A 25564-nucleotide genomic window follows, 5' to 3' on the forward strand; every position below is an offset into this window, starting at 1 on the left:
CGCTGCAGCGTTACTTGGGTGCGCAGGTCAGTGCAATGCGCATCTTGATAATGGCGCGGTTGAACTTGACCGTGGTGTTGGTGCTTTTGCCTGCCGGCACCGTGACCGTTCTGCGACGCGGCGCTTCCGGGCCGTTGGTGAAGATTACCGAGCAGACGGCGTCCTGGGTGCCGTAGTTATTGAGTTGGATCGAACTGATATCGCCGTCCACATCGGAGGCGGTGTAATCGATGCTCACGCCGTCGATCTTTTTAGTCACGTCGATGGGGTAGGCAAACGCGCTCATCGGCAGCAGCGCCAGCAACACACAACAGAATTTTCTCATTCGGCAGTCTCCAATAAGGACCGCCAGCTTAGGACAAGAGGAACCCATCTTGAAAGCGCCCCGCGTTACCCTCGATCAATGGCGCACGCTGCAAGCCGTGGTCGACCATGGCGGCTTCGCCCAGGCGGCCGAAGCGCTGCACCGTTCGCAATCCTCGGTGAGCTACACCGTGGCCCGCATGCAAGACCAGCTCGGCGTGCCGCTGCTGCGCATCGATGGGCGCAAGGCGGTCCTCACCGACGCCGGTGAAGTGCTGCTGCGCCGCTCCCGGCAATTGGTAAAAAACGCCAGCCAACTGGAAGACCTCGCCCACCATATGGAGCAGGGCTGGGAAGCCGAAGTACGCTTGGTGGTGGACGCGGCGTATCCGAACGCACGCCTGGTGCGCGCGCTCACCGCGTTCATGCCGCAAAGCCGTGGTTGCCGGGTGCGCCTGCGTGAAGAGGTGTTGTCGGGCGTTGAGGAGTTGTTGATCGAGGGCGTCGCCGACCTGGCGATCTGCGGCTTCAGCATCCCCGGTTACCTGGGCACGGAAATGAGCGACGTAGAGTTTGTCGCCGTGGCCCATCCCGAACATGCCTTGCACCGCATGCACCGCGAACTGAGCTTCCAAGACCTAGAAAGCCAGATGCAGGTGGTGATCCGCGACTCCGGCCGCCAGCAACCGCGCGACGTCGGCTGGCTCGGTGCCGAACAGCGCTGGACCGTCGGCAGCCTGGCCACGGCCGCCGCCTTTGTGGGCAGCGGCCTGGGCTTCGCCTGGTTGCCTCGGCACATGATCGAACGCGAACTCGCCGAGGGCGTGCTCAAGCAGCTACCCTTGGAACAGGGCGGCAGCCGCCACCCCACGTTCTACCTGTATTCCAACAAGGACAAACCCTTGGGGCCGGCGACGCAGATCCTCGTGGAACTGCTGCGCACCTTTGACACCGCCCCGCTGGACGCGCCTTTCGCCGCGCCCCGGCAGGCCTGAAACGGAGTTCACCGATGGCCTGGTTCGACCACGAAGGCTGCAGCCTGCACTACGAGGAATACGGCCACGGCACGCCGCTGATCCTGATCCACGGCCTGGGTTCCAGCAGCCAGGATTGGGAGTTGCAGGTTCCGGTACTGGCCAGGCATTACCGCCTGATCGTGGTGGATGTGCGTGGCCACGGACGCTCGGATAAACCGCGCGAACGCTACAGCATCCAAGGGTTCACCCACGACGTGCTCGCCCTTATCGAGCACCTGCACCTGCCGCCGGCGCATGTGGTGGGCTTGTCGATGGGCGGCATGATCGCCTTCCAATTGGCGGTGGACGAGCCTGCGCTCGTTAGAAGCCTGTGCATCGTCAATAGTGCGCCCGAGGTCAAGGTGCGCAGTGCCGACGACTATTGGCAGTGGGCCAAGCGCTGGACCCTCGCGCGGGTGCTCAGCCTGGCCACCATCGGCAATGCGCTGGGTGAACGGCTATTCCCCAAACCGCACCAAGCCGACCTGCGCCGCAAGATGGCCGAGCGCTGGGCAAAAAACGACAAACGTGCTTATCTCGCCAGCTTCGATGCGATTGTGGGCTGGGGCGTGCAGGAACGACTTTCGAGGATAACCTGTCCAACCCTGGTCATCAGCGCCGACCACGACTACACCCCCGTGGCGCAGAAAGAAAACTATGTAAAACTGCTGCCCGATGCGCGACTGGTGGTGATCGAAGATTCCCGCCATGCCACGCCCTTGGATCAACCCGAAGTCTTTAACGCAACCCTGCTCGATTTTCTAAAGACAGTCGAAACCACTACCCAGGATCACTGACCCATGCTGAAAAAAATCGCCTTCTTTGCCGGTTCTGTTTTGTTCGCTGCTAACCTGATGGCGGCCCAGCCGGCCAAGGCGCCCCACGTATTGATCACCACCACCAACGGCGACATCGAGATCGAACTGGACCCGGTCAAGGCGCCGATCAGCACCAAGAACTTCCTGGCCTATGTCGATAAAGGCTTCTACACCAACACGATTTTCCACCGCGTGATCCCAGGCTTCATGGTCCAGGGCGGCGGCTTCACCCAGGCAATGACACAAAAACCCACTGATGCACCGATCAAGAACGAAGCCAACAACGGCCTGCATAACGTACGTGGCACCCTGTCCATGGCGCGTACCAGTGACCCGGATTCGGCCACCAGCCAGTTCTTCATCAACGTGGCCGACAATGCCTTCCTCGACCCAGGCCGTGATCGCGGTTACGCGGTATTCGCCAAAGTGGTCAAGGGCATGGACGTCGTTGATGTGATCGTCAACTCGCAGACCACCACCAAGCAGGGCATGCAGAACGTGCCAATCGATCCTGTGTACATCAAGTCGGCCAAGCGCATCGACTGAGATAGCAGGTAGTTCCGCGCGCAGCCCACAAGGCCGCGCGCGCATTTGAACAGGAGAGCCCGCGCGGCGGGCGTCAACCCTAATGCTCTATCGTCGTTTTGAACAACTGATCGATATTTTCCGCGATGCCCCTGGCGCCGCTCCTCCCGATAAAGTCCTGCCCTTCTATCTCTTCTACCTGCGCCAAGTGTGGCCGTGCTTCGCCGCGTTGCTGGTGGTGGGCCTGGTCGGCGCCCTGATCGAAGTGGCGCTGTTCAGCTACCTCAGCCGCATCATCGACCTGGCCCAGGGCACGCCACCGGCGAACTTCTTCCAGATCCACAGCACTGAGCTGATCTGGATGGCCGTGGTCGCCCTGCTCCTGCGTCCGATTTTCAACGGCCTGCATGACTTGCTGGTGCACCAGACCATCAACCCTGGCATGACCAGCCTGATCCGCTGGCAGAACCACAGCTACGTGCTCAAGCAGAGCCTGAACTTCTTCCAGAACGATTTCGCCGGGCGTATTGCCCAACGCATCATGCAAACCGGTAACTCGTTGCGTGACTCGGCGGTAGCGACGGCGGAAGCCATCTGGCACGTGTCGATCTACGCGATCACCTCCCTGGTGTTGTTTGCAGAAGCCGACTGGCGGCTGATGATTCCGTTGATCACGTGGATCATTGGTTACTGCCTGGCCTTGCGTTACTTCGTGCCGCGGGTCAAGGAACGTTCGGTGATCTCCTCCGAAGCACGCTCCAAACTCATGGGGCGTATCGTCGACGGCTACACCAACATCACCACCTTGAAACTGTTCGCCCATACGCAGAATGAGCAGGAGTACGCCAAGGAAGCGATCATCGAGCAGACCGAAAAGACCCAATTGGCCGCACGCGTGCTCACCAGCATGGATGCGGTGATCACGGTCCTGAACGGCCTGCTGATCGTCACCACCACCGGCCTTGCGTTGTGGCTGTGGACCCAGTCGCTGATTACCGTGGGCGCCATCGCCCTGGCCACAGGGTTGGTGATTCGCATCGTCAACATGTCCGGTTGGATCATGTGGGTGGTCAACGGCATTTTCGAAAACATCGGCATCGTGCAGGACGGCCTGAAAACCATCGCCCAGCCGCTGGCCGTGATCGACCGCGACAACGCCCCGCGCCTGAGCGTCCCCCGTGGCGAAGTGCGCTTTGAGCAGGTGGATTTCCACTACGGCAAGAAGAGCGGGATCATTGGCGGCCTCAACCTTGAGATCAAGGCCGGTGAAAAAATCGGCCTGATCGGCCCGTCCGGTGCGGGCAAGTCGACCCTGGTCAACCTGCTGCTGCGTCTCTATGACCTGCAAGGCGGGCGCATCCTGATCGACGGCCAGAACATTGCCGAGGTCGCCCAGGAAACCCTGCGCGAGCAAATCGGCATGATCACCCAGGACACCTCGCTGCTGCACCGTTCGATCCGCGACAACTTGCTGTACGGCAAGCCGGATGCAACCGAGGAAGAGCTCTGGGCGGCGGTGCACAAGGCGCGCGCCGATGAGTTCATTCCGCTGCTGTCGGACGCCGAAGGCCGTACCGGGATGGACGCACACGTGGGCGAGCGCGGGGTAAAACTCTCCGGCGGGCAGCGTCAACGCATTGCCATCGCCCGCGTGCTGCTCAAGGACGCGCCGATCCTGATCATGGACGAAGCCACCTCAGCGCTGGACTCAGAAGTGGAAGCCGCGATCCAGGAAAGCCTGGAGACCCTGATGCAGGGTAAGACAGTGATCGCGATTGCGCACCGCTTGTCGACCATTGCACGAATGGACCGCCTGGTGGTGCTGGAGAAAGGCCAGATTGCCGAGAGCGGCAGCCACGCCGAATTGCTGGAACACGGCGGTTTGTATGCGCGGTTATGGCAGCACCAGACCGGGGGTTTTGTCGGCATCGATTGATGCCACGGTTTTCTAAATGGGGGAGCAGGCTTGCTGTGGTGAACAGGCTTACTGTGGTGAGCAGGCTTACTGTGGTGAGCGGGCTTGCCCCGCGCTGGGCTGCGCAGCAGCCCCAAACCCTGGCACCGCGATTTGCCTGAAAGAATGCAGTGCCTTGGTCAGGGCCGCTTCGCAACCCAGCGCGGGGCAAGCCCGCTCACCACAAATACCACCTGCCCTTTCTTCGACGTGTCATCCACGGGTCCCTCACCGACGGACTCTGCTGCCCATCTATGCAGCCGAATCACTCGCGCGCACAGCAGGATATAGCACGCCCTTTACACCTGCCGATAAGGCAGGGCTGCCCTCGCCTCTTCGGCATACGCCACAATCCCCACCCGCTCGCGCTCAAGGAAATCCTCCACGGCGTTCTTCAACCCCGGATGACGCAGGTAGTGCCACGAGCGCGTAATCACCGGTTCAAACCCGCGAATCAATTTGTGCTCGCCCTGTGCCCCCGCGTCGAAGCGTTGCAGGCCGTGGGCGATGGCGTAGTCCATGCCCTGGTAGAAGCAGGTTTCGAAGTGCAGGCGATCGAACTCTGCCAGGCAGCCCCAGTAGCGGCCATAGAAGCTGTCGCCGCCGATCAGGCTGAAGGCCATGGCCACCGGGCGTGTGCCTTGTTTGGCCAGCACCACGCGGATCGATTCGGGCATGCGCTCGGCCAACAGGCTGAAAAACGCGCGAGTCAGGTAAGGCGATTGGCGGCGCACGGCGTAGGTGTTGGCGTAGCAGGCGTAGACGAAATCCCACTGGGCTTCGCTCAGTTCATGGCCTTGCAGCCACTCGAAGTCGATCCCCTGCCCCGCCACTTGTTCACGCTCTTTGCGCATTTGTTTGCGCTTGCGTGAACTCAAGGCGTCGAGGAAGTCCTGGAAGTCGCGGTAGCCGCGGTTCTGCCAGTGAAACTGACACCCCAGGCGCTGCAACCAGCCCGGTTGTTGGGCCAGTGCCTCATCGGCCAGGTCATCGGTGAAGTTGACATGGGCACTGGAGAGCCCTTCGATTTCAAGGTAACCCGGCAGGCTTTTGAGCAGCTCGAAACCGTCCTCGGCACGGGCCGCCAACAGGCGTGGGCCACCCACGGGACTGAACGGCACCGCCGTCAGCAGCTTGGGGTAGTAATCGATACCGGCCCGCTCACAGGCATCGGCCCAACCGTGATCAAACACGTACTCGCCGTAGGAATGCCACTTGCGATAACTGGGTAACGCCGCCACCAGTCGATCGCCCTCCCAATGCAACAGATGCTCCGGTTGCCAGCCCGATTGCGGACCCAGGCTGGCGCTGTCTTCCAACGCGCTCAGGAACGCATGGCGCACGAACGGCTGGCCCTGTGGCACCAGCGAATCCCAGGCTTGCGGGGCGATTTCGGACAGGCTGTCCAGGCGTTGCAACGGCATCGGCATCCTCACTACTTCAGGGCGTGAAAGCTTGGCGAGTATCGCTGATCGCCGGCCTTCGCACACCCCCGATTCGCGCGACAAGGCTCTAAACCAATAGTTCCGAAGATGAATAATTTGTCATGTAGATGACATCACTTAGCCACTGCGGCGTCATAAACGATCGTGATACTGACGCCTGTTTTTAGAGCGCCTGGTTCTATCAGGTGGTTATGTGTTCCGTCCGTCATCGGTCGGTTGTGTCCTGGATGGTTTGCCATCCCTCCTCACTTTCGGAGATTGATATGCGTCTTGCTTCCACTAAAACTGCGGCGGTCCTGTGCGGCGGCCTGTTACTGGCCCTGAGCGTTCCGGCCAGCGCTGCAGTCGACGCTAAATTGCTCGACATGCTCAAGGCCAACGGCCAGATCACCGCTGCGCAGTACACTGAACTGCAAAGCGAATTGGCCAAAGACCAGAAAGAACAGCAGATCGCACGGCAAGCTCAACAAGAGACCAACGAACAGATCGCGGCCACCGCGAAAAAAACCAACGAGCTGAGCAGCTTCGACCAGAAGCTGGCCTGGGCCGCCAAGACTCAGTTCAAGGGTGATGTGCGCATGCGCCACGAGACCATCAAGGTCGAAGGCGAAAATGGCGTCACCCGCGCCGGCGTCACCGGCCGTGACAAAGATCGCGAACGGATCCGTGCACGCCTCGGCGCCTACACCGAGATCAACCCGCAGGTGGACACCGGTATTCGTATCGCCACCGGCGGCGGCAGCGATGCGCGCTCCACCAACCAGGACCTGGACGGCTACTTCGATAAAAAATCGATCTGGCTGGACCTCGGCTACATCGACTACCACCCCGACCAGATCAAGAACCTGCACATCATTGGCGGCAAAATGCTGCAGCCGTGGGTCAACATGGGCGACGTGATCTGGGATAGCGACATCAACCCCGAAGGCCTGGCAGTCACCTACAAGTACCCACTGGGTGGCAGCGCCGAGCTGTTCGGCAGCCTGGGTAACTACAACCTCAAGGACAACGTGGACGGTGACGGCGTGCAGTACCGCCACGACCTGCGCCTGACCACCGGCCAGTTGGGCACCCGTTTCTCGGTGACCGACAACCTGAAAGTGACCCTGGGCGGCAGCATCTACGCCTACCAGAACGACGAAGACAGCCGTGCCTCCGGGACCAGCACCCCGAACGTACTGGCGACCAACGGCAACACGCCAAACGGCGAGTTCCGCCTGTATGAAGGTTTCAGCCAAGTCGATATCGGCGGCCTGGCAGTACCTCTGGCGTTCTACGGCCAGTACGTAAAAAACAACGACGCTATCGACGATGCCGACACTGCCTGGTTGTTGGGTGCCAAGTCCAAGGTGTTCGGCTTCAACCTGGACTACAACTATCGCGACGTAGAGAAAAACGCCGTGGTGGGTGCCTTTACCGACTCGGACTTCGGCGGCGGCTTCACCGGCTCCCGTGGCCACAAGTTCAAAGTCGGCTATGACATCGACAAGAACTTCGCCATCGGCGCCACCTACTTCCTGACCAAGACCGACACCTACAGCCGCACACTCGTGGACCGTAGTGCGAAAGCCAACACCTTCCAGCTGGACGCAGAAGCCAAGTTCTAACTGCACGCGTCATAAGCCTTGGGCCAGGACGGCCCGAGGTGGCTCTACAGCCTTGCGTGGGTGGATCGGTCCCCATCATCCGTCCGATTCAACCACGCGAGCCTGCTTATTCCCCGCCTTTGTGATCCTTGAGCCGCTCGGCAGCCAGCCGCTGCGCCAGGGCATCCACACCCTCTACCGGCTCATCCGGCATGATCTTCAGCGTCGCCTGCAGCAGGCGCATCTGGCGGATAAACCGACGGCAGTTCGGGCAGAACATCAAGTGATGACGCACCAGCAGACGCTCGCGAAAGGTCAATTGCCCATCGAGGTAGTCACTGGAACGTGCCACTTGCTCTTTACAGGTCAACATTCGCCCGTTTCCTCAAAATGCTCCACCGAGGCGAAGACTTTAAGCCGCGCCCGATGCAACAGCACACGGACATTGGAGAGCGACAGCGTCAGAAGATTACAGATCTCTTCCAGCTCCAGGCCCTGGCGCTCACGCAGTACCAGCACGCTGCTTTGCAACTCCGACAGGCTCAGCAACGTATGCTCCAGGCATTTGCGCAGTTCATCTTCGGTCAGCAGTGCTTCCGGGGTGTCTTGATGCCAGGCGTAGGGGGCGACGGCCCAGTGGCCATCGTCCGGGGAAAAGCGCTCGTCACCGATGGTGCCATGGGGCGAAGGCAAATCGTCGAGCAACACCTCACGACGGTTCTGCTTGTAGCGGCCCTTGGCGGCGTTGGCGGTGATGGTCAGCAGCCAGGTCTTGAGGCTGGAGCGCCCTTCGAACTTGGCCAGGTTGCGTACCACCGACAGCCAGGCGTCCTGCACGACTTCGTCGGCGTGGCGATGGCCGACGATGGCATAGGCCACCGCCCGCATGGAGCTCTGGTAGGTGGTGACCAATTCCTTGTAGGCCCGCTGCTCACCCTTGAGCAGGCGTTCAAGCAGGTGCGCGTCGTCCGCTGCTGCCATGTCTACCTCGATTCCACCGTGGAAACCCGATTCCTGTGGGAGCTGGCTTGCCTGCGATGCGGACACCTTGGTGTATCAGTCACACCGCAGTGATGCTATCGCAGGCAAGCCTGCTCCCACATTTGACCGAGTCCGACCGACCAATCAGCGCTTGCGCAGGATCACGCTGCCGATCGAATAGCCCGCACCAAACGAACTGAGCACTGCCACGGAGCCCTTGGGCAAATCATCCTGGTAGGTGTGAAACGCAATCACCGAACCCGCCGAGCTGGTATTGGCGTAGGTATCGAGGATCACCGGCGCTTCTTCCACCGAGGCTTCGCGGCCCAGCAGTTTTTTCACGATCAGGTGGTTCATGCTCAGGTTGGCCTGGTGCAGCCAGAAGCGCTTCACATCGGCCACGTTCAACTGGTTCTCTTCCAAGTGCACGCCGATCAATTCCGCCACCATCGGGCATACGTCACGGAACACCTTGCGGCCTTCCTGCACGAACAGCTTGTCCGGCGCGCCGACGCCCTCTTCCGCGGCGCGGTTGAGAAAGCCGAAGTTGTTGCGGATGTTATTGGAGAACTTGGTCAGCAACTTGGTGCTCACCACGTCGAACTGATGCTCGGAGGTCGCCAGGTCGGCGCGCTCCAGCACCACGGCAGTGGCCGCATCACCAAAGATGAAGTGGCTGTCACGGTCGCGGAAGTTCAGATGCCCGGTGCAGACTTCCGGGTTGACCATCAGGATCGCCCGCGCCTGGCCCAATTGGATGCTATTGGCGGCGTTCTGGATGCCGAAGGTGGCCGAAGAACAGGCCACGTTCATGTCAAAGCCAAACCCTTCGATGCCCAAGGCTTCCTGGACTTCAATGGCGATGGCCGGGTAAGCGCGTTGCAGGTTGGAGCAGGCGACGATTACACCGTCGATGTCGGCGGCAGTCTTACCGGCGCGTTGCAGGGCTTGCTCGGCGGCGCCGACGGCCATCTGGCAGAGCACCGACCATTCGTCGTTGCTGCGCTCGGGCAGGCGCGGGGCCATGCGCTGCGGGTCGAGAATGCCGTCTTTGTCCATCACGAAGCGACTCTTGATGCCCGAGGCTTTCTCGATGAAGGCCGCGCTGGATTCGGTCAGCGGCTGCACGTCACCGCGCTCGATAGCGGCGGCGTTATCGCTGTTGAACTGATGCACGTAAGCATTGAAAGACTGCACCAGCTCTTCGTTGGAGATGCTGTTGGCCGGGGTGTACAGGCCAGTGCCGCTGATGACGACGTTATGCACGGTCGTTCCTCTAAATCTGTCAGGCAGAAGATATTGGTACCGTCGTACCAAACTGTAAGTAGTCCAATGCCGCGCAGCGGACATCAAACTGGCGTCGCTTTATTCCATCGCGCCGCAGCCCTTCACGACGATCCCGGCATTTATAACCGCGAAGTTTGCCACAAACGTCGAAATTTGGCGCTATCTGTGGGAGGGGGCTTGCCCCCGATAGCGGTGGGCCAGTCAACACATCCTTTACTGACAGACCGCAATCGGGGGCAAGCCCCCTCCCACACTGGACCTGTATTGCCCTGGAAACCGTGTAAATATCAGGCCTCTACCAGGCTCCATTGCTTGCTTAGACGCTTATCGGAAATCGGCACCTTGGTGCCCAACTGCTGGCCAAACAACGAGACCCGGTATTCCTCCAACCACCAGCGGTAAAGCTCAAGCTGGGGATCGCGCTTGCCTTCCTGGGCGTGTTTTTTCAGGCGGTTTTCATACTGCGTCCACAGCCCGCCCAGCTCGCTGCTCCATACCCGGTCTTTCTGCACCTGGCTCGGCAGTTTCTCCAGGCGCAATTCGATGGCCTTGAGGTAACGCGGCAACTCCTTGAACCACTGCGCCGGGGTTTCCCGCACAAAACCGGGATACACCAGGTTGCTCAGTTGCTGCTTGATATCGTTCAGGGCCACGGCCTGGGCCAGGTCGATCTTGCCTTTGAAGCGTTTTTGCAGGCCGTGCCAGAGTTTCAGCACCTCCAGGGTCAGGCGCGCCAAACGCTCGGCGTGCTCGGTCCAGCTGCCGCGCTTACGCTCGGCCAAGGCCGCCAAACCGGCGCCATCACGCGGCAGGCTGGCTTCGCCTTCGAGTACGCAGGTGTCGAGGCTGGCCAACAGGATGTCTTCCACCAGCGCATCGATGCGCCCCAGTTCGCGGTACATCAGCCCCAATTCGGTCAGACCCGGTAATTTGCCACGCAGGAACTTCGCCGGTTCCGCCAGTTGCTGCATCAGTAAGCGTTGTAAGGCGCGGCGATGCTGGAATTCAGCCTCGGCGGCGGTGGAGAAGCGCCCTTCCTTGACCGTGCCGTTGTCTTCCACCAGTGCTGGGTACACCGTCATCGACAGCCCGGCGATCTTCTGCTGAGTCTTTTCCGCCACCGCCGCAAACACTTTGGCCTCGACCGGCTGCTGGCTTTTCGCGGTTTGCGGCACGGCCAACGCGGCCTGGCTGGCCTCGGCGAAGCGCGCCGTCAGTTCAGCCAGGTCGCGGCCTTCGCCGAGGAACTTGCCCTCGCCGTCGACCACTTCCAGGTTCATCTTCAAGTGGCTTTCGACCTGCTGCGCGGCTTCGGCCCAGGCTTCATCGCTGACCCGCGCCCCCGTCATGCGCAGCAATTCACGGCCCAGCGCCTGGGGCAACGAGCCCTGGCCGAACTCGATCCGTTGCAGGGCGGCCTTGACGAAGTCCGGCACCGGCACGAAATTCTTGCGCAGCGCCTTGGGCAGGTTGCGCACCAGGGCGATGCATTTGGCTTCGATCACCCCCGGCACCAGCCACTCCAGGCGCTCCGGCGGCAGGGCCGGCAGCAACGGAGCCGGCACGCGCAGGGTCACGCCGTCACGCGGGTGGTTGGGTTCGAAGTGGTAACTCAAGGCCAGTTCCAGGTCGCCCAGGTGCAGGGTGTCCGGGTAATGCGCGGCGGTGACTTCACTGGCTTCGCGCGCCAGCACATCTTCCTCGCGCATGATCAGCAGTTGCGGGTCTTTCTGGCTGTTGACCTTGTACCAACTGTCGAAGGTCGCGGTCTGGTGAATCTCCGCCGGCAAGCGCGCATCGTAGAAGGCGAACAGGGTTTCTTCATCCGCCAGGATGTCGCGACGGCGCGCCTTGGCTTCGAGTTCGTCGAGCTGTTCCAGCAACTGCTGGTTGGCCGTGAGGCATTTGGCTCGCGACTGGATCTCGCCACGCACCAGGCCTTCGCGGATAAACAGCTCGCGGGACACCACCGGGTCAATCGGCCCGTAATGCACCGGCCGGCGGCCGACCACAATCAGGCCGAACAGGGTGATCTGCTCAAAGGCCACGACTTGGCCGCGCTTCTTCTCCCAGTGGGGTTCGAAGTGGTTTTTCTTGATCAGGTGCCCGGCCAGCGGCTCGATCCAGTCCGCGTCGATCTTGGCGACCATGCGCGCATACAGCTTGGTGGTTTCCACCAGTTCGGCAGTCATCAACCATTGCGGGCGCTTCTTGCCGATGCCCGAGGACGGGTGAATCCAGAAACGCCGCTGACGTGCGCCGAGGTAATCGCCGTCTTCGGTCTTCTGGCCGATCTGGCTGAGCAGGCCGGACAGCACGGCCTTGTGCAGTTTCGGAAAGTCCGCCGGCTCTTTATTAACGGTCAGCTGCATGTCGCGGCAAATCAGGCTCAACTGGCGATGGGAGTCGCGCCACTCGCGCAGGCGCAGGTAGTTGAGGAAGTTCTTGCGACACCAGTTACGCAACGGACTGGCGGTCAGTTCCTGGCGTTGCTCTTCAAAGCCGCGCCACAGATTGACCAGACCGGCGAAGTCCGAATCCGGGTCTTTCCACTGTGCGTGGGCCTGGTCGGCGGCCTGTTGACGCTCCGGCGGCCGCTCGCGCGGGTCCTGGATCGACATGGCGCTGGCGACGATCAGCACTTCCTGCAAACTGCCGAGCTTGGCGGCTTCGAGCAACATGCGGCCCATGCGCGGGTCGACCGGCAGGCACGCCAGCTGGCGGCCCAACGGGGTGAGCTGGCTGTTACGGTCCACTGCCGAAAGCTCTTGCAGCAGGTTGAAACCATCACTGATGGCCTTGCCGTCCGGCGGTTCGATAAACGGGAAATCGGTGATTTCGCCGAGGCGCAGGTGCAGCATCTGCAGGATCACGGCAGCGAGGTTGGTGCGCAGGATCTCAGGGTCGGTAAATTCCGGACGGCCGATAAAGTCTTCTTCGCTGTACAAGCGAATGCAGATGCCGGGCTCGACCCGACCGCAACGGCCTTTACGCTGGTTGGCGCTGGCCTGGGAAATCGCTTCGATCGGCAGGCGCTGCACCTTGGCACGGTAGCTGTAGCGGCTGATGCGTGCGGTACCGCTGTCGATCACATAACGAATGCCCGGCACGGTCAGCGAGGTTTCCGCGACGTTGGTCGCCAGCACCACGCGCCGGCCCGGATGAGACTGGAAGATGCGCTGCTGTTCGGCCGGCGACAGGCGCGCATACAACGGCAGGATTTCGGTGTGCTTGAGCTGGGCCTTGCGCAACATGTCGGCAGCGTCGCGAATCTCGCGCTCCCCCGGCAGGAACACCAGCACATCGCCGGGGCTGCGCCGCTCGCTGCGCTCATAAGCGGCGATTTCGTCGAGGGTCGCGAGGATCGCCTGATCGACCGTCAAGTCGTCTTCGACACGGTTGCCCTCCTCGTCCTGTTCCAGGGTCAGCGGGCGATACCAGGTGTCCACCGGGAAGGTGCGGCCCGACACCTCGACAATCGGCGCATCGTCGAAGTGCTTGGAGAAACGCTCCAGGTCGATGGTCGCCGAGGTGATGATGACCTTCAGGTCCGGGCGGCGCGGCAGCAGGGTCTTCAGGTAACCCAGCAGGAAGTCGATGTTCAGGCTGCGTTCGTGGGCTTCGTCGACGATGATCGTGTCGTAGCGTTCGAGGTAACGGTCGTTCTGGGTTTCCGCCAGCAGGATGCCGTCGGTCATCAGCTTGATCAGGGTATTGGAATCACTTTGGTCTTCAAACCGGACTTGATAGCCGACCAGCGCGCCAAGCGGCGTGGCGAGTTCTTCAGCGACGCGGCTGGCGACACTGCGCGCCGCGATCCGGCGCGGCTGGGTGTGGCCGATCAAACCGAACTGGCCACGACCGATCTCCAAGCAGATTTTCGGCAACTGGGTGGTTTTACCCGAACCGGTTTCACCGGCAATGATCAGCACCTGATGCTTGAGCAGCGCGTCCTTGATTTCATCGCGCTTGGCCGCAATCGGCAGGCTGTCGTCATAGCGGATCACCGGCAGGCTGGCGCGCCGCGCCGTGACCTGCGCGCAGGACGCCTGCATGCGCGCCACCCACTGCGCCAGCTTTTCCTCGTCGGGTTTCTTGCGCAGCTCAAGCAACTGCCGGCGCAAGCGGTGGCGGTCGGCGAGCATGGCGTGGTCGAGGGTTTTGAGCAGTTGGTCGATAGTGGGTGCTTGGTCAGTCATCAGGTACGCAAAGGTCTTCTAGTGAGGCAGGTGAGCCTGCGGTGACGTGATCGTGGGTGGCAATTGTCGCAGATTTCAGTCGCTGTGAACGAGGCAAGCCATTTCAAAGCCGCAAAACCACCGATTCATACAAGGGTGGCAGGCTGTTTGAGCCTGACGGGAACGTCCCAACCCACACCCTTACATGACTTTTCGCACGCAACCATCAGGGTTTTCTATATGGCTTGCCCATGACCCGGCGCGCTCTACTGCGGCACGCAAAAAACGCCTCCCTTCATGCCCAACGCTGCCCGCACCGGAAAAACGTCATGCCAAGCCCAACAGATAATTTGCCCCCCCTCTCAACGACATGGACCTCGCATGCGGCCCCCATGTACACGGAGCAGGATCCTGCCTTGGAGCCGCGCGCACGTGCTGCCCAGACCTACGTCGATACGTTGGGCATGTACGCCGAAGATACGCATCCGGATTCGGTCAGGCAGCTCGAATCACGACGGCCATCGTCTCTTGCGCCGACTTACTGGCAAGCCATGGGCAGGGACAGCCCCCTGCCTGAACAGGTTGGAAACACCCCCTCCATCGACGAGGATCCAGTGAGTTTTTCACCCAGCCTATCAGGCAGGGCGCTGGCGCAGGCGGTGAAGCATGTGGACCGCCTCAACCCTGTGCTCGAACAGGCCGAGCAATTAGGCACGCTGTTGCTGGAGCGTGATCAGCAGGGCGGAACGTCCATCGACTTACAAACCGTGGTGACGCTTTGTCGCAAGTTGGATCAGCTCAGGTCTGCCTGGGCCGCTGGCGCATTTGCGGGGTCATCACGGATAGGCACGCAATTGGCCAGTCATTGCGCTCCCGTCCCGCGAACACTGCAGGAGGACGCTTTGAAAGCATTGATAAACAACCTGTGGGATGTTGCAAAAACGGAGTACCGGGATAAGTACCTGACCGACCCACTGAACGCAGACCACATCCTGGTAGACGTCTACAGGTTGGTTGAAGGCCTGAAAAATTCTCGAATCTGAAGCCATCACCCGGAGAAGCCCCTGTGATCAGACCCACACCGTTTTCACCCCCCGAGTCCGGCGCCACCCTGGGCCGACTGGTACAACAAACCCACTTTATCCAGGGCGCCGTGGTTAAAAGCCTGGTCGACCAAGGGCACAGTCATCTGCTCGGGAACACCCGCAGCCTCGAACACGCATTGCTTCGCCCCATCAGTCGAATGCCGGAAAGTGCGCCACAGGAAAAAGGGCATCAACTTCAAGCCTGGATGCACGTTTCAAGGCTCGACGCGGCGCTTGAGGCCTTCGACCAGGAAAGCCGCAAACGCTTTGCCCTGCAACCGGATGCAAACACACGCCTGCAAGCACTTGCGCAACGCAATGAGCAACTGGCAACCCGCGTGGAAGCACGCAACGCCCTGCTGGATCGACGCGCCGCATGGGCGGCCGCCACCCCTCCAGCGTCCAGTGAGTTGGACCCGATCACCCTCCACGTCCTGCTACCTGCACCGCTGAACAGCAGGTTGACCGCGCAAGACCTGAAACAGGCCGTCAAACACGTCAACGCCCTGGATAAGGAGACGGGCCTGCTGGATGCTCACATCAAGCAACAACCGCACCCGTTGTCTCAAGTCGAGGAAGAGATCTTTATCAAGCAACGTAACGCCCTGACCGAATACCGCAACGCCTGGGCAACGGGACGCCTGAAAGGCAGCAGTCAATTCACCACCACCGTTGGCCTCACCCCGGAGCGTAAACGCTTGGAGCAGAATCTTGAGCGCAACCATCAATCTGCACCGGTGGAACTGACACTCCACCGACTGGAGCGCACGCTCGAAACCGCCCACCGCAACGGCGTGGGAGAAAAACTGTCGCCACAAGCGGTGAACGCGGCGCGCAATGCCCTGGCGAATTTACGCGATGCCTGGCGTAACGGCAGGCTTGATGGCAGTTCGGAGGCAGGCATGGACCCCATGCTGATTTTAACCTCGCCGAATAATCAGCGAATCAAACTGGAGCTGGCGGTTATCGAACATGCCTTTGTGCAACTGAACACCGTTCCCCGCACGGAGCAAGCCGGCAGCGCCAAGGATCGCCAGGCGTTCAAAGCGTTGATTCAGTCGGCCAACAACCCCCATGTCAAACATGCCGCCATCCGTCAGCTTAAAGACGACAACAAACAGCGGGCGCTGATTGCTGAACTGAATACCGATTTGCACACCCTCTACACCGACCTCAGAAGCCACCTGGCCATTCACCACATAACCACGTCCCTTCCCTAACGTTGCCGGGATGAACCCAGGTAGGCAAAAGACTTATGGGGCTACTCCACAGAGATTCTGACTACAAAAAATGACCAGTTCATCCGACGGTTGAAAAGCAAAAGTCCGATTTTCCGTAAGCGCTGGCAGGCGCCCAATAAGTCATCCAGAGAGGTCTGGACAACCAGGATATTCCAACCTGATACGGAGGCTTTATGCCCATCGACGCCCCTGTTTCCTCCCCCAACCTGCCGAGCTATTCAGCTGCCATGCAGGCTCAACCGCGCTCGCACGAGTCGCAGCCCCCTCCCAGATACGAGTTCCCTCCGGCCTATACACAGCAGCCATCGTCTTCGCCCGACAACCGGGAGTCGTCGGAACCTGCAACCAACCTGACGGCGACCAGGATCGCGAACTTCCACGCGATAAGCCGCGCCATTCGGGGAACGAACTTCATGGACAGCCCTTAATACAGCGGTTAAGCCCCATTCAACACGTTACTGTGACTTAAGGATTTCGTATGCCATTACCCATCGACCGCTATGCCAACAGCAGCGCCAACAATTACTCAGACCGATACGCCACCAAGCATCAGGACGTTGCGCCTCAAACCCATTCGACACAAAGCTCTTGGATGCAAGGTTCAAGCAACACTGGCGCATCGGCGCCGCTGCTGGATAAACAGCCCTACTCCGCCATGAGCCCCTCCAGGCAAAAAGAACTCGATCAACTGAAAAAGACCAAGGACGCACTGGAAAAACTCCCCGTCGACTTCCCGACACCCGCGCTTCCAAAAACGTCCTACCAACCCCCTATCAATCTGTTGGAACAACGGATCAAAAAGCTTGAGGTCAGCCCCGGAAGCAAAAACCCGATCAACCAATTCAACGATTACCGGGAGAACAAAAAAACCGATAAGGCATTCAATAAAGAGATGGGATCCCTCTACAAGCAAGCCCGGGACGTACAGACCCGTGGCTCCAACCCTACTGACAGAAACCGCGCCTCCAACGTAACAGACACATTGACTACGCTGGGCAAGGGCCAACCCTGGCTCAAAGACATCCGCAAAGAAAATCGCAAAGAAGGCGCCTAGCGTTCATCGCCATTGGCGATCATTGACCGTCAACCCTGGCTGACGGCAGCACACCCGCAGTCAGCCAGTGGGCAATGCCCTCCACGATCACGTCGACAGCCCCCCTTCATCCTGCGGGTCCTTGCGCCGATACGGAAACACATCAATGACCTTCCCCGCCCGAATCGCGGCCTGCAGGCCCTTCCAGTAATCGGCGTTGTACAACTCGCCATGCAGCTCATCGAACAGCTTGCGTTGGCCGGCGTCGGCGAACAGGAACGGCGGGAACTCCTCGGGGAACACATCCAGCGGGCCGATGGAATACCAGGGCTCGGAGGCCATTTCATCCTCGGGGGTGCGCGGTGCGGGGATGTGACGGAAGTTGGCTTCGGTGAGAAAGCAGATTTCATCGTAGTCGTAGAACACCACGCGGCCGTGACGGGTGACGCCGAAGTTCTTCAGCAGCATGTCACCGGGGAAAATATTCGCCGCCGCCAGTTGCTTGATCGCCAAGCCGTAGTCTTCCAGGGCTTCGCGCACTTGGGCGGGGTTGGCGTTGTCGAGGTAGAGGTTGAGCGGGGTCATGCGCCGCTCGGTCCAGCAGTGACGGATAAGCACGGTATCGCCTTCCACTTCGACGGTGCCGGCGGCCACTTCCAACAGCTCGGCCAGGCACTGCGGTTCAAACTTGCTCAGGGGAAAACGGAAGTCGGCGAACTCCTGGGTATCGGCCATGCGCCCAACGCGGTCGACGCTTTTGACCAGGCGGTATTTCTCGATCACCGTGGCGCGGTTGACGTTTTTCGACGGCGAAAAGCGGTCCTTGATGATCTTGAACACCGTGTTGAAGCCCGGCAGGGTGAATACGCTCATGACCATGCCGCGCACACCGGGGGCCATGATGAACTGATCGTCGGTGGTCGCCAGGTGGTTGATCAGCGCGCGGTAGAACTCCGACTTGCCGTGCTTGTAGAAACCAATGGAGGTGTACAGCTCGGCAATATGCTTGCCCGGCAAAATGCGCTTGAGAAAGCCAATGAACTCCGCCGGTACCGGCACGTCGACCATGAAGTAGGAACGGGTGAACGAGAAAATGATCGACACTTCGGCTTCGTCGGTGATCAGCGCATCGATCTGGATGCCCTGGCCTTCACGGTGCAGCAGCGGGATGACCAGTGGCCATTGTTCGTCGCGGGTGTAGATGCGTCCTACAAGGTACGCGCCTTTATTGCGGTAGAGCACCGAGGAAAACAGCTCGACCTTGAGGTCCGGGTCCTTGCACACCCAGTCCGGCAGGTTTTCCCGCAGTTGGACTTCGAGGCGACGCAGGTCGGCTGCCAGGTCCGCGTAGGGTTCGCTGAAGCGGTAGTCGGCAAACACCTGCGCGAGCATCTGCGGGATGTTCCCGGCGGGCGTGTAGGTACGTGTCTGCGCGGCCCGTGCCCGGCGCAGGCTGGGCCGCGTGGTGTGGATAAACATGCAACCGTCGCTGATCAGGTCGTGGCTGAACAGGCCGCAGAAGATCGAGTTGTACCAGGTTTCGGACAGCTCATCGTCGAAGCGCAGGTCGATCAGGCCGATGTAGGCGCTTTTCACCACGGGCCACGCATCAATGTCGAGCAATGTGGCGTCATCGAAGTGCTCATGCAGACGCGCGGTCACTTCATTGACCTTCTCTTCATAGAGGTTGATCCGCGCCGCTGAAGCGGCCTGGGCTAGTTGCCACTGGGCTTTTTCAAAACGCTCGCGAGCGCCATCGGTGATCTGGCGGAAGTGTTCACGGTAATCGTCGAAGCCATCGAGGATCATCTGGGCGATAGCGCGGGCGGAAGGCGACATGCGGGAAACCTCGACGAGCATCTGGAGCCCCTGAGCTTAGCCAGTGTACGGAAACAGGAGAAGGGTCATTTTTTACGCCAGCTTGTACAAGTTCGTTCATTTCGTACATTTATTTGCAATTTTTAAAGTCGACCATCCGGTCAATAAACACACTTGTGAGTTATCGCGAGTTTTACCTGCACGCCTTCAACCCTGGGGCTTGGAAGGTTGAGGCAGGCAAAGGGCCCGCCGCGCTGGTCTTGATGAACCTCTTAGAGCGTTGGATCCAACTAAGGGAAACCCTGATTACCACCTTGATGGCACTTTGATATACAGCGCGCCCTCTCCCACCCTAACAAGGTCAGAAGACCGATCCGGGAACAGGTTCTAATCGCCTAAGGAGCATTGAGATGTCATTGAGGAACATGAAGATCGGTCTGCGTGCCAGTCTGAGTTTTGCGGTTTTGGCCAGCTTGCTGGTAATTGTCGGGATGTTCGGCCTGGGCCAGATGGCCAAGCTGCGGCAAAGTGCGCTGGTCATCGAACAGTCATGGATGCCGAGCATCGAGAACATCCACGACAGCGCGGCCTATGTGGCCAGCATCCGCCTGGAGGCGCTGCGCCTGGCGACCACCGACGAATCACGGGTGCGCGATGCCAGCAAAGCCCTCCTCACCCGCCATCGCGGCGAACTGCAAGGGCTGCTGGACCGTCAGGAAACAATGCTGAGCAGTGATGGCGAGCGCGAGCTGCTGAATAAGTTGAAAGCCAATGTGGCCACCTACCTCAGCATCGTGACCCAGATGGTCGCCCTGGTGGACAAGGATCAACAGCAAGACGCCATCGACCTGCTCACCAGCCGCCTCGCCCCCCAGGGCACGGTGCTCAACCAGAGCCTGGAAGACCTGATCGTGTTCAACCAGAACGGCGTCGAGGCCGCGGCGGATGCAGCGGCGCAGATGTACGCCAGTGCGCAGTGGATTGTCGGCCTGATCATCGTCGTCGCACTGATCGCCACCTTGCTGCTGGCGTGGCTGCTGACCCGCAGCATCACCGCCCCGCTCGGCCAGGCGCTGACCGTGGCACGCACCATTGCCGGCGGCGACCTGAGCCAGCCGATCGCCGTCAGCGGCAAGGACGAACCCGCCCAGTTGCTCACCGCCCTGGCCACCATGCAGGCGCAGCTGCAAGGCACCATCCGCGGCATCAGCGAGTCGGCGCAACAACTGGCGTCGGCTGCCGAAGAGATGAGTTCGGTGATGGAACAAAGCACCCGTGGCCTGCAGGCGCAGAACGATGAGATCGAACAGGCTGCCACGGCCGTCACCGAAATGAGCGCGGCGGTGGACGAAGTCGCCGGCAATGCGGTGTCCAGCGCCGAGGCGTCCCAGGCTTCCGACGAGGACAGCAAGCACGGTCACTACCAGATCAGCGAGACCATCAGCTCGATCCAGAACCTGGTGGACGAAGTGCTCGGTGCGTCGAACAAGGCCGAAGGCCTGGCGGTGCAGGCCCAGGACATCAGCAAGGTGCTGGAAGTGATCCGCGGCATCGCCGGGCAAACCAACCTGCTGGCGCTCAACGCGGCGATTGAAGCCGCCCGCGCGGGTGAGGCCGGGCGTGGTTTTGCGGTGGTGGCGGATGAGGTGCGCTCCCTGGCGCAACGCACCCAGGACTCCACCGAAGAAATCGAGCAGATGATCGTCGGTATCCAGCGCGGCACCCAAGACACCGTCGAAGCCCTCAACAGCAGCGCCGATCACGCCGGCCAAACTCTGCAACGCGCCAACAGCGCCGGCAGCGCGCTGGAAAAAATCACCGCCGCCATCTCGCAGATCAGCCAGCGCAACCTGGTGATCGCCAGCGCCGCCGAGCAGCAGGCGCTGGTGGCGCGCGACGTCGACCGCAGCCTGGTCAACATCCGCGACCTGTCTACCCAGACCGCCGCCGGCGCCACCCAGACTTCGGCAGCCAGTCAGGAGTTGTCGCGCTTGGCGGTGGATTTGAATGGGTTGGTGACGCGGTTTGTCCTGTAATCAATGAAAGCGGCGTGCAACACTCGCCGCCTTATTGATAGGAGAGTTTTCCGTGAGACCTGTGGACACCTTGTACTTGCTGGGGCTCGCCGCCATTTGGGGGGCGAGCTTCCTGTTCATGCGCATCATCGCGCCGGAGATCGGCACGCTACCGACGGCGTTTTTCCGCGTGTCGATTGCCGCCGCCGGGTTGCTGGTGATCCTGGCGGCCATGCGGGTGAAATGGGACTTCCAGGGCAAGTTCAAGACGGTGTTGCTCTTGGGGGTGATCAACTCCGGAATCCCGGCGACGATGTATTCGGTGGCCGCCCAAGTGCTGCCGGCGGGTTACTCGGCGATTTTCAACGCCACCACGCCATTGATGGGCGTATTGATCGGCGGGCTGTTTTTCAGCGAACGCCTGACCCCGTCGAAAGTCGCCGGCGTCTGCCTGGGCCTGTTGGGCGTGGGCGTGCTGACCCGCGCGGGGCCCGTGGCGTTTGACCTGGAATTGCTGATGGGCGCGCTCGCGTGTTTGCTGGCGACCACCTGTTACGGCTTTGCCGGGTTCCTCGCACGGCGCTGGTTGGATCAGCGCGGAGGGTTGGACAGCCGCCTCTCTGCCCTGGGCAGCATGCTCGGCGCCACCTTGTTCCTGTTACCGCTCTTCGCTTACAGCGCCGTCAGCCAGCCGCCCGCCAGCTGGGGTGGGTGGCAGGTGTGGTTGTCGCTGCTGGGGTTGGGCTTGGTGTGCACGGCGTTTGCCTACATCCTGTACTTCCGCCTGCTGACCTCCATCGGGCCGGTGAAGTCGATGACCGTGACCTTCATGATCCCGCCGTTCGGCGTGCTGTGGGGCGCGTTGCTGTTGGATGAGCCGTTGTCGATGGCGCACCTGTATGGCGGGGTATTGATCGCGGGAGCGTTGTGGTTGGTGTTACGCCCGAAGAGACTGTCAGCGCGCTTGGGGTGAGCGGGCTTGCCGGAGTTTTCATGTGGCCCCCAGGGACGGCTCGCTATAATGCCGCCCAGATTTTTCCAAGGACTCCCCATGATCGCATTGCCCTGGCTGTACCTGGCGCTTCTTTCCATCGGCTATCTGCTGGCCTTGATCTACGGGCAACTGGGGATGCTGGCGGGCGTGTCCATCGCGCTGCTGCTGATCGCCGGCTACGCGGTCCGCCAGCAACGTACGCCTTGGGCGCGCTACCTCGGCCACGGGCTGTTTATCGTACTCGCGCTGAGCCTGGCGATGCATTGGCTGCCGGGTTTCTACAATGGGCGCGGCATTGCCCCGCAGCGTTTCACCGACGATGCCGTGCCCTTCTCGATGTACTTGAACCAAGACAAGCCGCTGATTGGCTTCTGGCTGTTGCTGGCCTGCCCGTGGATCGTGGCGCGGCGCTCGCTGCGCCTGTCGATCTGCGTGGCCGCCCTGGCCCTGACCCTCACCGCCATCGCCGCGCTGGGCGGCGCCACCTTGCTGGGTGTGATCAGTTGGGCGCCGAAATGGCCGGAACAGGCGTGGCTGTGGGTCCTCAATAACCTGCTGTTGGTGACCCTGGTGGAAGAGGCCTTGTTCCGGGGCTATGTACAGGGCGGCTTGAGCCGACGCTTCAAACACCTGCCTTACGGCGAGAACCTCGCCTTGTTGCTGGCATCGCTCGTGTTCGGTCTGGTGCACATCGGGGCGGGCTGGCACTGGGTGCTGCTGGCGAGCATCGCCGGCGTAGGGTATGGCTTGGCTTATCGCTTTGGTGGCCTGGGCGCGGCGGTTGCCACGCACTTTGGTTTGAATCTGCTTCACTTCGGGTTGTTTACCTACCCGATGCTGGCCGGGTGATTGTTGCAAAATTAAGTTAAATAAAAGCGTTTTCCGGCCGACAACCCTTGAAAGCCTTGCGGATTGAACAACCATGCGTAATAACCAACCCGTTACCCAGCGCGAACGTACCTTCCCCGCTCAGCAACGGTTGATCTCCACCACCGATGCCAAAGGCGTGATCACCTACTGCAACGACGCCTTTGTCGAGATCAGTGGGTTCTCCCGCGACGAACTGGTGCGTGCCCCGCACAACCTGGTGCGTCACCCGGATGTGCCGGGCGCGGTCTTCGCGCATATGTGGTCGACGCTCAAACAAGGCTTGCCATGGATGGGCATTGTCAAGAATCGCTGCAAGACCGGTGATCACTATTGGGTTAACGCCTACGTGACGCCGGTTTTCGAAGGCAACCAGGTGGTCGGCTACGAATCGGTGCGCATCAAGCCCACCGCCGAGCAGATCCGCCGCGCCGAAGCGCTCTACCAACGCATCAATCAAGGCAAGTCGGCGATTCCCCAACGCGATAAGTGGCTGCCGGTGTTGCAGGACTGGCTGCCGTTTATCCTGGTGAGCCAGTTGAGCTTCATGATCGGTGCGTCACTCAACTCCCACTGGGGCTTTGCCCTGGCGGCAGGGTTGTCGGTGCCGCTGGGCCTGCTCGGCCTGAGCTGGCAACAGCGCGGTCTCAAGCGTTTGCTGCGCCTGGCCGAGCAGACCACCTCCGACCCGTTGATCGCGCAGATGTACACCGACAGCCGTGGCGCCCAGGCGCGCCTGGAGATGTCGATCCTCAGCCAAGAGGCGCGTCTTAAGACCTGTCTCACGCGCTTGCAGGACACCGCCGAACACCTCAACGACCAGGCCGCGCAATCCAACACCCTGGCGCATAACAGCTCCAGCGGCCTGGAACGCCAGCGCGTGGAAACCGAACAGGTGGCCACGGCGGTCAACCAGATGGCGGCCACCACCCAGGAAGTCGCCAGCCACGTGCAGCGCACGGCCGACGCCACCCAGGAAGCCAACCGCCTGACCGGCCGTGGCCGCGACATCGCCGGGGAAACCCGCGAGGCGATCCAGCGCCTGTCTGTCGCGGTGGGCGAGACTGGCGTGACCGTCACGCAACTGGCCAAGGACAGCGATGAAATCGGCGGCGTGGTCGATGTGATCAAAGGCATTGCCGACCAGACCAACCTGCTGGCGCTCAACGCCGCCATTGAAGCGGCGCGTGCCGGCGAGATGGGCCGCGGGTTTGCGGTCGTTGCCGACGAAGTCCGTCAACTGGCACAGCGCACCGCGGAATCGACCGGGCAGATCCACGCCCTGATCGCCAAGCTGCAGCAAACCGCCGCCGCCGCCGTGCAAACCATGGACGCCGGGCATCGCCAGGCCGAAGAAGGCGTGGCGCGGGTAATGGAAGCGGATCAGGCGTTGGTGGGGATCAGTGAGGCGGTAGCGCATATCACCGACATGACCACGCAGATCGCCGCTGCCACCGAAGAGCAAAGCTCGGTGGCCGAAGAGATCAGTCGTAACATCAGCACCATTGCGCTGTTGGCCGACCAGACTTCGGAACAGGCGATGAACTCGGCGCAGTTGAGTGAGGAATTGACGCATACCGCCAATACCCAGTACTCGCTGGTCGAGCGTTTTAACCGGTAAATACACTGTGGCGAGGGAGCTTGCTCCCTCGCCACAGGTTTCACTCAAGCGCTCTAAGAAAGCTAGAAACCCGCACCGCCGCAGCCTCCAGATGCTGCTCATGACTGAACCCCGACGCCTTCAACGGCTTCAAGTCATGATCCCCCGCCACCAGCCACATCATCTCGATGCTCGGCGATAATTCATACCCCTCCACCGCCGCCCGATTGCCCAGCGCATCCCGCTCGCCCTGCACGATCAACGTCGGCGTCTTCAACCCGGCCAAATGCTCGACCCGTGGCTTTTCCGGCTTACCCACCGCATAGAACGGATACCCCAGGCACACCAGTGCATCGGCGCCTAATTCATCGGCCAATAAACTGGCCATGCGCCCGCCCATCGACTTGCCACCAACGGCCAGTTTCCCAGCGACATGACGTCGCACCTCGGCATACACCTCACGCCAGGCTTCCAGCAGTTTGGGCGCCGGGTTCGGCGGACGTTTGCCACCGTCCACACGGCGCTGGGCCATGTAGGGAAACTCGAAGCGCAACACGTTCACGCCATGCCCGGCAAGGCGCGCAGCCATGTCGTTCATGAAGGCTGAGTCCATCGGTGCGCCGGCACCGTGGGCCAGGATCAGCGTCACTGGCGTGCCCTTCGCGGCAGTCGACGCGGCATCCCACAACCCGCCGCGTTCGCGCACACACTGCGCCCATTGATCCCCGTCAATACTGGCCTTGTGCTCTTTGCCCATGCTTGCCTCGCTTTTTAGTCTGCCTATAACTCCAGCCCAAGTGCCGCATCTGCTTGGGTTG

General features: G+C 61.0%; 20 protein-coding genes. 12 read left to right on the top strand and 8 right to left on the bottom strand.

Annotated features, from left to right (window positions below):
* Positions 1-10: 10 nt before the first annotated feature.
* Entirely contained in the window at positions 11-325 is a 315-nt protein-coding gene (locus tag QCBJ_RS27955) for a 3-phosphoglycerate kinase (protein WP_043205731.1), read from the bottom strand.
* Between the two features lie 49 nt (positions 326-374).
* Here QCBJ_RS27955 and QCBJ_RS27960 point away from each other — a divergent pair, with 49 nt between their 5' ends.
* From QCBJ_RS27960 to QCBJ_RS27975, 4 genes are all read left to right on the top strand, one after another.
* Positions 375-1298 carry a LysR family transcriptional regulator gene (locus QCBJ_RS27960; protein WP_015885277.1) on the top strand — a complete coding sequence of 308 codons (924 nt, stop codon included), beginning with the start codon at positions 375-377 and terminating at the stop codon, positions 1296-1298.
* Positions 1299-1312: 14 nt separating this feature from the next.
* Positions 1313-2116 carry an alpha/beta fold hydrolase gene (locus tag QCBJ_RS27965; protein ID WP_015885278.1) on the top strand — a complete coding sequence of 268 codons (804 nt, stop codon included), beginning with the start codon at positions 1313-1315 and terminating at the stop codon, positions 2114-2116.
* A 3-nt stretch (positions 2117-2119) separates the two neighbouring features.
* Positions 2120-2683, top strand: coding sequence for a peptidylprolyl isomerase A (locus QCBJ_RS27970; protein ID WP_015885279.1), 564 nt, complete (start codon positions 2120-2122; stop codon positions 2681-2683).
* A gap of 82 nt (positions 2684-2765) precedes the next feature.
* Complete coding sequence (locus QCBJ_RS27975; RefSeq protein ID WP_102062016.1) at positions 2766-4598, top strand: ABC transporter ATP-binding protein; 1833 nt, start codon at positions 2766-2768, stop codon at positions 4596-4598.
* A 317-nt stretch (positions 4599-4915) separates the two neighbouring features.
* Here the strand turns inward: QCBJ_RS27975 and QCBJ_RS27980 are convergent, their stop codons facing one another.
* Entirely contained in the window at positions 4916-6040 is a 1125-nt protein-coding gene (locus tag QCBJ_RS27980) for a GNAT family N-acetyltransferase (RefSeq protein WP_102062017.1), read from the bottom strand.
* 284 nt (positions 6041-6324) lie between these two features.
* On the opposite strand from QCBJ_RS27980, the gene QCBJ_RS27985 reads away from it, so the two are divergent.
* Positions 6325-7668 carry a putative porin gene (locus QCBJ_RS27985; RefSeq protein ID WP_015885282.1) on the top strand — a complete coding sequence of 448 codons (1344 nt, stop codon included), beginning with the start codon at positions 6325-6327 and terminating at the stop codon, positions 7666-7668.
* A gap of 106 nt (positions 7669-7774) precedes the next feature.
* Here the strand turns inward: QCBJ_RS27985 and QCBJ_RS27990 are convergent, their stop codons facing one another.
* From QCBJ_RS27990 to hrpA, 4 genes are all read right to left on the bottom strand, one after another.
* Positions 7775-8020 carry an anti-sigma factor gene (locus QCBJ_RS27990; protein ID WP_015885283.1) on the bottom strand — a complete coding sequence of 82 codons (246 nt, stop codon included), beginning with the start codon at positions 8018-8020 and terminating at the stop codon, positions 7775-7777.
* The gene (locus QCBJ_RS27995) at positions 8014-8628 is read right to left on the bottom strand and encodes an RNA polymerase sigma factor (protein WP_102062018.1); all 615 of its coding nucleotides are present in this window, start codon (positions 8626-8628) and stop codon (positions 8014-8016) included. Before QCBJ_RS27995 ends, QCBJ_RS27990 begins: the two co-directional genes overlap by 7 nt.
* 144 nt (positions 8629-8772) lie before the next feature.
* Positions 8773-9894, bottom strand: a complete 1122-nt coding sequence (locus tag QCBJ_RS28005) for a beta-ketoacyl-ACP synthase III (RefSeq protein WP_064052685.1) — start codon at positions 9892-9894, stop codon at positions 8773-8775.
* 308 nt (positions 9895-10202) lie between these two features.
* Positions 10203-14114, bottom strand: a complete 3912-nt coding sequence (gene hrpA, locus QCBJ_RS28010; RefSeq protein WP_102062019.1) for an ATP-dependent RNA helicase HrpA — start codon at positions 14112-14114, stop codon at positions 10203-10205.
* Between the two features lie 371 nt (positions 14115-14485).
* On the opposite strand from hrpA, the gene QCBJ_RS28015 reads away from it, so the two are divergent.
* The 3 genes from QCBJ_RS28015 (at position 14486) to QCBJ_RS28030 (ending at position 17473) form a co-directional block, all read left to right on the top strand.
* Positions 14486-15136, top strand: coding sequence for a hypothetical protein (locus QCBJ_RS28015; RefSeq protein ID WP_102062020.1), 651 nt, complete (start codon positions 14486-14488; stop codon positions 15134-15136).
* 23 nt (positions 15137-15159) lie between these two features.
* Complete coding sequence (locus QCBJ_RS28025; protein ID WP_145994254.1) at positions 15160-16398, top strand: hypothetical protein; 1239 nt, start codon at positions 15160-15162, stop codon at positions 16396-16398.
* 499 nt (positions 16399-16897) lie between these two features.
* Positions 16898-17473: a hypothetical protein gene (locus QCBJ_RS28030; protein ID WP_102062023.1), complete on the top strand. Its 576-nt coding sequence runs from the start codon at positions 16898-16900 to the stop codon at positions 17471-17473.
* An 87-nt stretch (positions 17474-17560) separates the two neighbouring features.
* Here QCBJ_RS28030 and aceK read toward each other — a convergent pair whose 3' ends face one another.
* Positions 17561-19291 carry a bifunctional isocitrate dehydrogenase kinase/phosphatase gene (aceK, locus tag QCBJ_RS28035; RefSeq protein ID WP_064052855.1) on the bottom strand — a complete coding sequence of 577 codons (1731 nt, stop codon included), beginning with the start codon at positions 19289-19291 and terminating at the stop codon, positions 17561-17563.
* Positions 19292-19695: 404 nt separating this feature from the next.
* Between aceK and QCBJ_RS28040 the strand changes: the two genes are divergently transcribed.
* The 4 genes from QCBJ_RS28040 (at position 19696) to QCBJ_RS28055 (ending at position 24767) form a co-directional block, all read left to right on the top strand.
* A complete protein-coding gene (locus QCBJ_RS28040; protein ID WP_371916691.1) occupies positions 19696-21306 on the top strand; it encodes a methyl-accepting chemotaxis protein in 1611 nt (536 codons plus the stop codon).
* Positions 21307-21358: 52 nt separating this feature from the next.
* Positions 21359-22258 (top strand): DMT family transporter, encoded by a 900-nt coding sequence (locus QCBJ_RS28045; RefSeq protein ID WP_046035985.1) that lies wholly within the window; start codon positions 21359-21361, stop codon positions 22256-22258.
* A 78-nt stretch (positions 22259-22336) separates the two neighbouring features.
* On the top strand, positions 22337-23128 hold the full coding sequence (locus tag QCBJ_RS28050; protein WP_064052678.1) for a CPBP family intramembrane glutamic endopeptidase: 792 nt from the start codon (positions 22337-22339) through the stop codon (positions 23126-23128).
* Positions 23129-23201: 73 nt separating this feature from the next.
* Positions 23202-24767, top strand: coding sequence for a PAS domain-containing methyl-accepting chemotaxis protein (locus QCBJ_RS28055; protein ID WP_046035983.1), 1566 nt, complete (start codon positions 23202-23204; stop codon positions 24765-24767).
* A 40-nt stretch (positions 24768-24807) separates the two neighbouring features.
* Here QCBJ_RS28055 and QCBJ_RS28060 read toward each other — a convergent pair whose 3' ends face one another.
* Entirely contained in the window at positions 24808-25503 is a 696-nt protein-coding gene (locus tag QCBJ_RS28060) for an alpha/beta family hydrolase (protein WP_015885296.1), read from the bottom strand.
* Positions 25504-25564: the final 61 nt, after the last annotated feature.

The organism is Pseudomonas sp. QC2 (assembly GCF_002859085.1).
Taxonomy (GTDB): Bacteria; Pseudomonadota; Gammaproteobacteria; order Pseudomonadales; family Pseudomonadaceae; genus Aquipseudomonas; species Aquipseudomonas petroselini.

What these genes read in the sequence shown, in the direction of transcription:
- QCBJ_RS27955 (WP_043205731.1), bottom strand. Translation starts at nt 325, where the DNA reads ATGAGAAAATTCTGTTGTGTGTTGCTGGCGCTGCTGCCGATGAGCGCG.
- QCBJ_RS27965 (WP_015885278.1), top strand. Translation starts at nt 1,313, where the DNA reads ATGGCCTGGTTCGACCACGAAGGCTGCAGCCTGCACTACGAGGAATAC.
- QCBJ_RS27970 (WP_015885279.1), top strand. Translation starts at nt 2,120, where the DNA reads ATGCTGAAAAAAATCGCCTTCTTTGCCGGTTCTGTTTTGTTCGCTGCT.
- QCBJ_RS27975 (WP_102062016.1), top strand. Translation starts at nt 2,766, where the DNA reads ATGCTCTATCGTCGTTTTGAACAACTGATCGATATTTTCCGCGATGCC.
- QCBJ_RS27980 (WP_102062017.1), bottom strand. Translation starts at nt 6,040, where the DNA reads ATGCCGTTGCAACGCCTGGACAGCCTGTCCGAAATCGCCCCGCAAGCC.
- QCBJ_RS27985 (WP_015885282.1), top strand. Translation starts at nt 6,325, where the DNA reads ATGCGTCTTGCTTCCACTAAAACTGCGGCGGTCCTGTGCGGCGGCCTG.
- QCBJ_RS27990 (WP_015885283.1), bottom strand. Translation starts at nt 8,020, where the DNA reads ATGTTGACCTGTAAAGAGCAAGTGGCACGTTCCAGTGACTACCTCGAT.
- QCBJ_RS27995 (WP_102062018.1), bottom strand. Translation starts at nt 8,628, where the DNA reads ATGGCAGCAGCGGACGACGCGCACCTGCTTGAACGCCTGCTCAAGGGT.
- hrpA (WP_102062019.1), bottom strand. Translation starts at nt 14,114, where the DNA reads ATGACTGACCAAGCACCCACTATCGACCAACTGCTCAAAACCCTCGAC.
- QCBJ_RS28015 (WP_102062020.1), top strand. Translation starts at nt 14,486, where the DNA reads ATGTACACGGAGCAGGATCCTGCCTTGGAGCCGCGCGCACGTGCTGCC.
- QCBJ_RS28030 (WP_102062023.1), top strand. Translation starts at nt 16,898, where the DNA reads ATGCCATTACCCATCGACCGCTATGCCAACAGCAGCGCCAACAATTAC.
- aceK (WP_064052855.1), bottom strand. Translation starts at nt 19,291, where the DNA reads ATGTCGCCTTCCGCCCGCGCTATCGCCCAGATGATCCTCGATGGCTTC.
- QCBJ_RS28040 (WP_371916691.1), top strand. Translation starts at nt 19,696, where the DNA reads ATGAAGATCGGTCTGCGTGCCAGTCTGAGTTTTGCGGTTTTGGCCAGC.
- QCBJ_RS28050 (WP_064052678.1), top strand. Translation starts at nt 22,337, where the DNA reads ATGATCGCATTGCCCTGGCTGTACCTGGCGCTTCTTTCCATCGGCTAT.
- QCBJ_RS28055 (WP_046035983.1), top strand. Translation starts at nt 23,202, where the DNA reads ATGCGTAATAACCAACCCGTTACCCAGCGCGAACGTACCTTCCCCGCT.
- QCBJ_RS28060 (WP_015885296.1), bottom strand. Translation starts at nt 25,503, where the DNA reads ATGGGCAAAGAGCACAAGGCCAGTATTGACGGGGATCAATGGGCGCAG.